The sequence below is a fragment of the Mesorhizobium sp. M1227 genome (assembly GCF_040318315.1).
GTDB lineage: Bacteria > Pseudomonadota > Alphaproteobacteria > Rhizobiales > Rhizobiaceae > Mesorhizobium.
In genome coordinates this window covers 80171-90898 of record NZ_JAMYLZ010000026.1, presented here as the reverse complement: position 1 = coordinate 90898, position 10728 = coordinate 80171, and the positions used below count along the sequence as shown (strand labels likewise).

Annotated in this window: 10 protein-coding genes and 1 tRNA gene; 9 read left to right on the top strand and 2 right to left on the bottom strand. The window is 61.5% G+C overall.

Annotation, left to right across the window (positions count from 1 at the left end; all coding sequences use genetic code 11):
* Positions 1–113: 113 nt before the first annotated feature.
* Positions 114–203, bottom strand: a tRNA-Ser gene (locus NKH28_RS24785).
* A gap of 445 nt (positions 204–648) precedes the next feature.
* Between NKH28_RS24785 and NKH28_RS24780 the strand changes: the two genes are divergently transcribed.
* The 9 genes from NKH28_RS24780 to NKH28_RS24740 all read left to right on the top strand — a co-directional run bounded on the left by NKH28_RS24780 (position 649) and on the right by NKH28_RS24740 (position 10066).
* Positions 649–1395, top strand: coding sequence for a hypothetical protein (locus tag NKH28_RS24780; RefSeq protein ID WP_352980637.1), 747 nt, complete (start codon positions 649–651; stop codon positions 1393–1395).
* Between the two features lie 274 nt (positions 1396–1669).
* Positions 1670–2893 (top strand): septal ring lytic transglycosylase RlpA family protein, encoded by a 1224-nt coding sequence (locus NKH28_RS24775; RefSeq protein ID WP_352980636.1) that lies wholly within the window; start codon positions 1670–1672, stop codon positions 2891–2893.
* 132 nt (positions 2894–3025) lie between these two features.
* Complete coding sequence (locus tag NKH28_RS24770) at positions 3026–4156, top strand: D-alanyl-D-alanine carboxypeptidase family protein (RefSeq protein ID WP_352772951.1); 1131 nt, start codon at positions 3026–3028, stop codon at positions 4154–4156.
* A 64-nt stretch (positions 4157–4220) separates the two neighbouring features.
* Positions 4221–4895 carry a dTMP kinase gene (gene tmk / locus NKH28_RS24765; protein WP_352542016.1) on the top strand — a complete coding sequence of 225 codons (675 nt, stop codon included), beginning with the start codon at positions 4221–4223 and terminating at the stop codon, positions 4893–4895.
* On the top strand, positions 4892–5947 hold the full coding sequence (locus NKH28_RS24760) for a DNA polymerase III subunit delta' (protein WP_352750099.1): 1056 nt from the start codon (positions 4892–4894) through the stop codon (positions 5945–5947). Before tmk ends, NKH28_RS24760 begins: the two co-directional genes overlap by 4 nt.
* A gap of 121 nt (positions 5948–6068) precedes the next feature.
* A complete protein-coding gene (gene metG / locus NKH28_RS24755; protein WP_352542029.1) occupies positions 6069–7655 on the top strand; it encodes a methionine--tRNA ligase in 1587 nt (528 codons plus the stop codon).
* Complete coding sequence (locus tag NKH28_RS24750) at positions 7655–8449, top strand: TatD family hydrolase (protein WP_352772834.1); 795 nt, start codon at positions 7655–7657, stop codon at positions 8447–8449. The genes metG and NKH28_RS24750 overlap by 1 nt, the downstream gene beginning before the upstream one ends.
* Before the next feature lie 3 nt (positions 8450–8452).
* Positions 8453–9271, top strand: coding sequence for an MBL fold metallo-hydrolase (locus NKH28_RS24745; protein WP_352613605.1), 819 nt, complete (start codon positions 8453–8455; stop codon positions 9269–9271).
* A gap of 204 nt (positions 9272–9475) precedes the next feature.
* Positions 9476–10066: a hypothetical protein gene (locus NKH28_RS24740; RefSeq protein ID WP_352980635.1), complete on the top strand. Its 591-nt coding sequence runs from the start codon at positions 9476–9478 to the stop codon at positions 10064–10066.
* A gap of 102 nt (positions 10067–10168) precedes the next feature.
* Here the strand turns inward: NKH28_RS24740 and NKH28_RS24735 are convergent, their stop codons facing one another.
* Positions 10169–10723 carry a DUF2076 domain-containing protein gene (locus NKH28_RS24735; RefSeq protein ID WP_352980634.1) on the bottom strand — a complete coding sequence of 185 codons (555 nt, stop codon included), beginning with the start codon at positions 10721–10723 and terminating at the stop codon, positions 10169–10171.
* Positions 10724–10728 lie beyond the last annotated feature (5 nt).

Genomic DNA, 10728 nt, shown 5'->3' with positions numbered 1-10728 from the left:
ACTTGGAACAGAGGACCTTGCAGACCATCGACAACCCGTTCGGCACGAGGTTGTCACCCATGTCTTAAGTACAATCTGTTACCCATGTCTCCGGGTTGGACAAAAGACGGATATGGCGGAGGGAGTGGGATTCGAACCCACGGTGGGCTTGCACCCACGCCGGTTTTCAAGACCGGTGCCTTAAACCGCTCGGCCATCCCTCCAAGGTGATTTTTCAATCACTTAGGATATCGCGAGAGGAGCGGGTTCGAGCTGTCGGTACCGGATAGGCACCAGGACGTTCCCCGACCGGTTCGCGCTCCATTCCTGTAAAGCCGCATTCAGCGCCAAGTCAACCGTGGCGGCCGCACCTTTCGGCGCGATCCAGGGCGGTGAGCAGCGTCATGGCGAGCTGTGTTTGTGCTGAGTGTGGAAAATCGTTTTTAAAACCCGCACGGACTATTAATCGTTGAGCGCTGATATGTGGAGCGCATTAGGCACATGTAAGTAAATCATATTCTGGAGTTGATTTTGGCCGTACTTGGCGCTCTCCCGCCCGGTCTTCGCTGTAGACCAGTCCGCGAAACCGACTGGGAGGGAGTGGTTGATTGCCTGTGCAGGGGCTTTCCGGCGCGTAATCGGAGTTACTGGATACACGCTCTGACCCGCTTGTCGCAGCGGCCTGTGGTTGCCGAGTTCCCACAATATGGCTTTGCTTTGGAGCATGCCGGTCGGATCGTCGGCGTCGTGCTCACCCTTTATGCTCGCTACCACGGGTCGGAGAGCGAGGAAATTCGCTGCAATCTTTCAAGCTGGTCAGTCGATGCAGATTTCCGTCCCTATGGCGCCATGTTGGTTGCGGCGGTTCTCAAGCGGAAGGACGTGACCTACACGAACATTTCGCCTGCACAAGCGACATTGAAAGCCAACCGGGCGCTCGGCTTTCGGCTCTTCTCCAGCGGACAATTTACCTTCTTGCCGGCTTTAAGTTCGGCGCAGCGGTCATGTCGCGTGGTCGAAGTGCGTCCCGATCTCCCGGAATTGGCGATGCTGCCCGAGAGTGAGAGATACATACTGTCGGAACACGCCGCGCTGGGCTGCCTGTCGTTGATCTGCATTTGCGACGGAGCAGCGTTCCCCCTGGTGTTGATGCCGCGCCGAATGTTGCACGGTGTTATCCGATGCCACCAAGTCATCTATTGCCGCTCGCTTGCGGATTTGAGCCGCTGCGCCGGCGCGATGGGGCGCTTTCTCTTGCGAAGCGGAATCCTGGTTTGCTTTGTCGACGCCAAGGAGCCGATTCCAGGCTTGGTGGGATGGTACCGCCCCAACAAGGGGCTGAAATACTTCAAAGGTCCCAGACCACCCGCACCTGGAGATCTGACGTTCACCGAACTTGTGATCTTCGGTCCCTGAATCTGCGCTCGCAGATACGCCAAGCCAGGGGCAAAGTGCGCCACCAACGAGCGTTTCTGATCGATAAGCGATGATTTTCATGCCGATCAGCGAGGCGGTCCATGCCACAATCTCGCCCGGTTCCGACCACAATCGGTTAATACGGTGATAAACAATTCCTGCGCACAAAAAGGATCGGGGTAGGGCGTCGCCGGCGTTTCTGGAGTGGGTGCTTTGGCATCGCTGACGTTCATGCTGCGGTGCCTTCGTCGATGCTATAGGGGACAATCAAAATATGCAGACCACGGCGCGCCCGCGTCTTCGTCGCGCTTCCGCTTTCGCGCTGTTGGCCTTGTCGGCAGCCTTTCTTGCAGCATGTGCCGGGCCGCAGCAAAGGGCGATGGTCAACAAGAAAGCTCGCTCCAAGGAATATTTTTCCGAAGCCGAATACGGCGTGAAAGCCAGCCCGCGCGTCATGTTCAAGACGTCTCGCGGACGCGACCAGCTCGGCAAGCCCTATCAGGTGCGCGGCAAGTGGTATTATCCGAAGGAAGACAAACGATACGCCAAGGTTGGCCTCGCATCCTGGTACGGTGAGGCTTTCCACGGCCGGTTGACCGCCAACGGCGAAGTCTACGACATGGCAGATCTGACGGCGGCGCATCCGACCATGCCGCTGCCGAGCTATGCGCGGGTCACCAACATGAAGACCGGCAGCTCGGTGATCGTGCGCGTCAACGACCGCGGGCCCTATCACGATGGACGCATCATCGATGTGTCGAAGCGCGCTGCTGAAATGCTCGATTATGCCAATGTCGGTACGGCCGAGGTGAAGGTTGAATATGTCGGCCGTGCGCCGCTCGAAGGCAATGACGGGCAGTATCTGGTGGCTTCGTATCGTCCAGGCAACAGGGCGCCGGATCCGTCGGACGGTCTGCCCAGCGGCGTCATGGTCGCGATGAATGGGCCGTCGCCAAGCCTGCCGGTGAGCGCTGCTGCCGTGCCGTTCCCCGGTCAGCTGACGAATTCCGGGCAGGGATCCGATGCACGGCCTGTCATGGCGGTGCAAGCATCTGCTTCGGGAGACATTGTACTGCCCGATTTCGGCCCGATCGTGCCGGAGCGTCCGGAGATCAACCTGCCGGCGCAATCGCCGTTCACGATGGCGTCGCTGTCTTACGCCGACGAGCGCGTGCAGCGCGCCTCCAACGCGTTTGCCGGGCTGGATGGCACCGGCATGTCGTCCGCCGAGCTTCTTCAATCGTGGAAGCGGCAAGCCCCTCCAGCCGGGTCGCCCACCGCCTATGTCGCGGCGGGTTCATTCGAGAATGCCGCCGAAGCGGAGCGTGTGGCTGCCCAGCTTTCCAGCTTCGGCAAGACCGAAATCCAGCGCTCGGAACTTGAAGGCAAGGACTGGTACACGGTCAACCTCTTTGCCGACGGTCGTGGCAGCCTGGACGAGATGCTCCAGGCAGCGTGGTCGCATGGTGCGCCGGATGCGCTTGCTGTACGCAACTGAGCTTGGGGCTGCCTGGTTTTTTCGCGCGCGATTGATCCGCCAGGCAAAAGCCTGATAGCTTCTGCCAACTTGCAAAAAGCGCCGGCTCACTGGTCGAACCTGATGAAATCTTTTCACCCTTTCACCGGGATTATGGCGCTCGGCCTGCTGCTGCTCTCGCTTGCGCAGGCCTCAGCTCAGCTTTTCGAGACCAAGGCCGCGCAGGCCTTCATGATCGATGCCGAAACCGGAACCGTGCTGTTTTCCAAGGACGCCGACAGGTTGATCCCGCCGGCCTCGCTGGGCAAGCTGATGACGATGGAAGTGGTTTTCGACGCCATCAAATCAGGGCGCATGACGCTCGATGACACCTTCGTGGTGAGCGAGAACGCCTGGCGCAAAGGCGGCGCTCCTTCGGGGACATCGACCATGTTCGCCAAGCTCAAGTCGACGATCCGGCTGGAAGACCTGATCCAGGGCGTGACCGTGCAGGCGGCCAATGACGGCTGTATCGTCATCGCTGAAGGGATGGCCGGGTCCGAAGCAAACTTCGCGGCGCAGATGACCGGGCGTGCCCGCCAGATCGGCTTGCAGAAATCGACTTTCGTCAATTCCACCGGTCTGCCGGCCGATGGGCAGCAAACGAGCGTTCGCGAACTCGCGCTTCTGGCGCTGCATATCTGGCGCAACTACCCGGATCTCTACCGCTATTACGGCCAGAAGGATTTTACCTGGAACAAGATTTCCCAGAGGAACCGCAATCCGCTACTGGCCATGGACATAGGCGCCGACGGGCTCGCGGTCGGTGCCAGCGAGCAATCCGGGTTCGGCATTGTCGGCTCGGTCAGCCACAACGGCACAAGGGTGATCGCGGCGATGAGCGGTCTGGCAAACGACCGTGAGCGGGCTGAGGAAGCGCGAAAGCTGCTCGACTGGGGCGTTCGCTCCTTCGAGAAGACTGAAGTATTCGCCAAGGACGAAGTGGTTGGCGAAGCCCAGGTCTTTGGCGGCGCCAAGTCCGGTGTCGCGTTAAAGGCAAAAGGACCGGTGCAGATCTTCCGGCCGATCACCAACCGCGACAAGCTCACCGCCAGGATCGTCTATGACGGACCGGTGGCAGCGCCGGTGGAGGAGGGGCAGCCGGTGGGTACGCTGCGCGTCTGGATCGGCGATACGCTGAGCCAGGAGACGCCGCTGTTTGCCGCCGAGTCGATCGGTGTCGGTTCGCTGCCGCAGCGCGCGCTCGACGCCGCCAAGGAACTGGCCGTCGGCTGGCTGCGTTAGCACCGTCGCGGTGGACCTTTTTTCCCGCCGGGACTATACGGTCCCCGAAGTATGGACAAAGGCTTTGGCGCGCGGATTTTTCATCACTTTTGAAGGCGGCGAAGGAGCAGGCAAGTCGACGCAGATCGAGCGGCTGGCAAAGAAGATGCGCGCCAAGAAATACGATGTGCTGGTGACACGTGAGCCGGGTGGCTCGCCGGGCGCGGAGGCGGTCAGGCATGTCCTGCTTTCAGGCGCAGCCGAGCCGTTCGGCCCCAAGATGGAAGCTCTGCTTTTCGCCGCTGCGCGTTCCGACCATGTCGAACAGGTCATCCGGCCCGCAGTCGAGCGCGGTTCGGTCGTACTTTGCGATCGTTTCATGGATTCCTCGCGCGTCTACCAGGGCGTCACCGGCGGCCTCGACCCGGCATTCATGGACGCATTGGAGAAGGTCGCCATCAACGGCATGGTGCCGGACATGACACTGATCTTCGACATCGACCCCGCCGAGGGCCTAAGGCGCGCTACCGCCCGGCGGGGCAGCAGTGACGGACCGGACCGCTTCGAGAAAGAAACATTGGCCATCCACCAACGCCGGCGCGAGGCGTTTCTCGCGATCGCCTCAGCTGAACCCGAACGCTGCGTTGTCGTCGATGCCTCAGCCGACCTAGATGCGGTGGAGGATGTCGTTACCGCCGCGGTCTTCGCGGCTCTCGAGAGGATGATGCCGGCGCAAAGAAAGCAGGCGGCGCCAGCATGATTTTCGAACGCATCGCGCCCGAACAGCACGACACGCTGGACGGGGTGCCCGAGCCATCCGAGACGCCGCGTCTTGTCGGTCACCTGCAGGCGGCCAACATGCTCGCCACCGCTTACCGCTCGGGAAAGCTGCCGCACGCACTGATCTTTGCCGGACCGGTTGGCATCGGCAAGGCGACGCTGGCCTTTCACCTGGCGCATCATCTGTTGAAGCACCCGGCCTTCGAGCAGGCGCCGGAAAGCCTTGCCGTTCCAGATCCGGCTTCGTCGCTGTTTCGACAGATCGCCACCGGCGCGCATCCTTCGGTGCTGCATCTTACACGCCCGGTGAACGACAAGACCAAGAGCTTCAAGACAGTGGTCACGGTCGACGAAATCCGCAAGGTCAGCCGTTTTCTGTCGCTGACCTCGCACGACGGCAGCTACCGGGTGGTTATCGTCGATCCCGCCGACGACATGAACACCAATGCTGCCAATGCCTTGCTGAAGAATCTTGAAGAGCCACCCGCGCGCACCTTGTTCATCCTCATCGTCCATGCGCCGGGCAGTCTGCTGCCGACGATCCGGTCGCGCTGCCAGATGGTGCGGTTGGCGCCGCTCGATGCCGAGAGCTTGATGACGGTTCTGGAAGGCATCGAGCCGCCGCCGCCGGAGGATCCTGGGGCGCGCGCGGCGCTGGCGGAGCGGGCAGGGGGCAGCGCGCGCAATGCGATCCTGTTGACGCAGTATGGAGGGCTCGAAATCGCCGCCACCCTCGACGCCCTGGTAATGTCCAAGAAGATAGATGTCGCTGGCGCCTACCGTCTTGCCGAGGCGGTCGCCGGCCGCGACCAGGCAATCCCGTTCGAGATATTCAATCGCCGTGCGCTTGATCTGCTGTCGGCCGGCGCCAGCCAGGCCGCGCTCGCCGGCGATCTCGCGCGGGCCAAAACGCTGTCGGATACTTGGCACGAGGCTTTGAACGCTATATCTGAAACCGAGACCTACAATCTCGACAAAAAGCAGCACGCCCTGACCATGATCGACCGCCTGAATTCTGCAATGCGAATGTGACGGCCGCTGGCGTGGCTTTGAAGCCCCTGAGTGTTGATCCCAATCAATCGCAGGAACTTCGAAACCGACCACATTGGCGTCGGATGGCAATTGTCGTTTCGATGCGATATCTCACCGCGACATCTTTCATTCAGACATTCATGACGGCTCATCCATGGCACGCGAAAAATACTACGTCACGACGCCGATTTTCTATCCGAACGGCAAGCCGCATATCGGCCATGCCTACAATGTCATCGCCAGCGACACGCTGGCCCGCTTCCAGCGGCTCGATGGCAAGGACGTCTTCTTCGTCTCGGGAACCGACGAGCACGGTTTGAAGATGCAGCAGACGGCGGACGCCGAAGGCCTGACGCCGAAAGCGCTTGCCGATCGCAACTCGGCGATCTTCCGCTCGATGCTCGAAGCGACCGGTTGCTCGAACGACGTTTTCATCCGCACCACCGAAGAGCGTCATTACAAGGCCTGCCAGGCGATCTGGACGCGCATGGCTGAGAATGGCGACATCTACCTCGACCGCTACAGTGGCTGGTATTCGGTGCGGCAGGAAGCCTATTTCGACGAGGCCGAAACCAAGGTCGGTGACGACGGCGTGCGCCGCGAACCGCTCGGCTCGCCTGTCGAATGGACCGAGGAAGAGAGCTATTTCTTCCGCCTTTCCGCCTATCAGGACAGACTGCTCGCGCTCTATGAGAACAGCCCCGAGTTCGTCGGACCGGCGGAGCGGCGCAATGAAATCATCAGCTTTGTCAAATCCGGCCTGAAGGATCTGTCGATCTCGCGCACCACATTCAAATGGGGCGTGCCGGTGCCCGGCGATGAGAAGCATGTGATGTATGTCTGGGTCGATGCCCTAACCAATTACATCACCGCCGCCGGTTATCCGGATCCGACCAATGAGAGATGGTCTTTCTGGCCGGCGAACGTCCACGTCATCGGCAAGGATATCATCCGCTTCCACGCGGTCTACTGGCCGGCATTCCTGATGTCGGCCGGCATCGAATTGCCGAAGCGCGTGTTTGCGCATGGTTTTCTGTTCAACCGTGGCGAGAAGATGTCGAAGTCGGTCGGCAATGTCGTCGACCCGTTCGCGATGATCGAGCACTACGGCCTCGACCAAGTGCGCTATTTCTTCATGCGCGAAGTGCCGTTCGGCCAGGACGGCAGCTACAGCCATGATGCAATCGTCAACCGCACCAATGCCGACCTCGCCAACGATCTCGGCAATCTGGCGCAGCGCTCGCTGTCCATGATCGCCAAGAACTGCGGCGGCGTGGTGCCTAAGCGCGGCGAATTGAGCAATGCCGACAAAGCGATCCTCGATCAGGCAGATACCGCCCTTGTCACGGCGCGCAGGACGATGGCCGACCAGGGCATCCACTTTGCTCTGGCGGCGATCTTTGGCGTGGTGGCCGAAGCCAACCGCTATTTCGCCGGGCAGGAGCCATGGGCACTGAAGAAGACCGATCCGGCGCGCATGGAAACGGTACTGTGGACGACCGCTGAGGTGATCCGGCGTGTCGGGTTGCTGTGCCAGCCCTTCATTCCGCAGTCGGCGGCAAAGCTGCTAGACCTTTTGGCGGTGCCGGCCGGCAGCCGTAATTTCGAGCATGTCGCGGAAGGCCATTCGCTGGTATCCGGTACGCCGCTGCCGGCGCCGGAACCGGTATTTCCACGCTATGTCGAGCAAACGGGTACAAGCGCCTGATGCTGGTCGACAGTCACTGCCATCTCGACTTTCCGGATTTCGCCGAAGAGCGGGCGGCCATCGTCGCCCGCGCCCTAGCGGCCGGCATCGGCCGAATGGTGACGATCTCGACGAGGGTGAAGCGATTTAACCAAGTGCTTGAGATTGCAGAGACTTTCGATGATGTCTATTGCTCGGTCGGCACCCATCCGCATAATGCGGCCGAAGAGCTTGACGTCACTGTCGATGATCTGGTGCGGCTCTCTGCTCATCGCAAAGTGGTGGCGATCGGCGAGGCCGGGCTCGACTATTTCTACGACCATGCGCCGCGCGACGCACAGGCGCGGGGCTTTCGCACCCACATCGCCGCGGCGCGCGTGACCGGTCTGCCGCTGGTCATCCATTCGCGCGACGCCGACGATGACATGGCTGATATCCTCGAAGAAGAGACAGGGAAGGGCGCCTTCCCCTTCATCCTGCACTGTTTTTCGTCGGGGCGTCGGCTGGCCGAAATCGGCGTGGCGCTCGGCGGCTACGTCTCGTTTTCCGGCATCCTGACCTTCAAGAACTCCGCCGAGCTGCGCGCCGTCGCCGCCGATGTGCCGCGCGACCGTCTGCTGGTCGAAACCGACGCGCCATACCTGGCGCCGATCCCGTTTCGCGGCAAGCGCAATGAGCCCGCCTATGTCGCGCATACAGCCAAGGTGCTGGCCGAGACGATCGGCGTCAGCGATGCCGAGATCGCTGACATCACCACGGATAATTTCTTCCGGCTGTTCAGGAAAATGCCGCGCCCGAGCGCGCCGGGCGCCTGACGCATGAGCGACCGGTTACGTCTTACCGTCCTCGGCTGCGGCTCATCGCCGGGCACGCCACGCATCACAGGCGACTGGGGCAATTGCGATCCCGCGAACCCCCGGAACCGGCGCACGCGCACCGCAGCGCTCGTCGAGCGGATCGCGGCGAGTGGCGCCCGGACCACGGTCGTCATCGACACCGGCCCGGATTTCCGCGAGCAGATGCTGCTGGCATCGGTCAAGCGCATCGATGCGGTGGTCTATACACATCCGCATGCCGACCATATCCACGGCATCGACGATTTGCGCGGCTTCGTGCTCGAGCAGCGCCACCGGATCGACATCCATGCGGATCAGGCTACCATGCTGCGCCTACGCGAGGCGTTCCGCTACTGTTTCGAAACACCGAAAGGCAGTTCGTATCCGCCGATCGTCAACGCCCATATCATCGACCACCACAGGCCGGTGGTGATCGAAGGCGAGGGCGGCGCCCTCACCCTCGAACCGCTGCTGCAGCTCCATGGCGACATCACCTCGCTGGGTTTCCGCATCGGCGGGCTGGCTTATTGCCCTGACGTCAGCGACTTTCCGGAGGCGACCGCCAAGCGTTTGCGCGGGCTGGACATGCTGGTCATCGACGCGCTGCAATACACCGTCCATCCGAGCCATCTGTCGCTTGGCCAGGCGCTTGGCTGGATCGAAGGACTGGCGCCGAAGAACGCGGTGCTGACGCATATGCATGTTCCGCTCGACTACGCCACGGTAATGGCCGAGACGCCGGCCAACGTCGAGCCTGCTTATGACGGCATGACGATCGAAATCCCTTACGAATCAGCGTGAAGGGCGAGGTTTTTACGGCTGGGTTCCCGGGTTTGGATCTCGCGGAGTGCTATCTTCACGCACATCCAATCGGCTACGCCAGTTCCATAATCTATGTTATGCGACTAAAGGCTATAGCATCCGTTGGCGGCGAGATTAGACCGTTCACTCTTAGACATTCGCAACAGCGCTGTGGAGGCAACGGGCATGCTAGGATTGCGAATCATGAAGACGCTTCCGCTGCTTGCAGGTCTTGCCCTCACCCTCGCCTGCGCGATCACCGACGCGCGAGCTCAGGATGTCAGTCGTGCGCCAGGCGAGAACGACCTGGCTTTCGCCAAACGTGTTGTTGGGTTCGCCGACAATGCTGATCCGCACACCACAGCCGTGAGCTGGAACGGCCTCCAGACACTCTTCGTCGATTATCAGACCGCCGAGGAATATCCGGAACGCCCGCTCGTCGCGCTGCAACGGCTAGCTGACAACAGATATCGCGCAATCCAGGTCACGATCGGTGAACAAGAGGGCGACACACCGGACATCGCGCTCGGCCTCGCCAACGCCGACCACGACCCGGCAAAGGAACTGATCGTGATACTTTCCTGGGCTCAGATGCACTACGATGTCGAAGGGACGCTCTACGAGGTTCGCATCTTCCATGGCCCCAAGCCAGGCCAGAAGGCGCTGACTCAATTGAAAGCGAGCCGGAAGTTCGATGCCACATGCGATTGCCATTGGCGCGACGGCACAACGAAGCGCTTCCGCTTCAAGACGATCGCGGCGGTCAAGGCTGAACTGAAGCGCCTGGGCTATTAGCCGCCGGCGAGGGCTCGCTTCCCGGATGTTGCCCTCGCCATCTCGCCTATGCTGACCCGCAATCGTCCCCAGCGCCGGTACAGGCACAGTCTGGGTCGCTCGTCAGAACTCCATATCACCGAAGTCACCGCCATTGTCGGAGCTGGCATCGCCTGCCTGATCGGCTTCGTCAGGCTGCGGCGTCGGCTGTTCAGCTGTCTTCGCTTCGCTGCCGCCAAACATGCCTGCGATCGCGTTGCCGAGCAGCACGCCGCCGGCCACGCCCATCGCGGTCTGCGCAGCGCCGGCAAGAAAACCACCGCCTGCCCGCTGTGGCGTGTCCTGCGGCCCTTCAGTTGCAACGGAGGCGGTGCGCCCTACCCGCGGCACCGAGCCTGAGCGCCTGCCGCCGCTGCGGCCGAAGAAGCCGCTGAGCGGTCCACCGCCGGCCGGCTGCCGCGCCTGCTCCTCCAGTTCTTCTATGCGCGCCTGAGCTGCGTTCAGGGCCTGCTCCTGCACCACGATCGTCTGGGCCATGTAATATGGCGCCCCAGGCTGCTGGGTGATCTGGTCCTGGATGAAGCGCTCTGCTTCGGCATCGCGCGGGGGCGCCTGGCGCTCGGCGCTTGCCAACTTCTCGAAGAGCTGTCCGATCGCTTGCTGATCGTTTCTGTCCATGATGT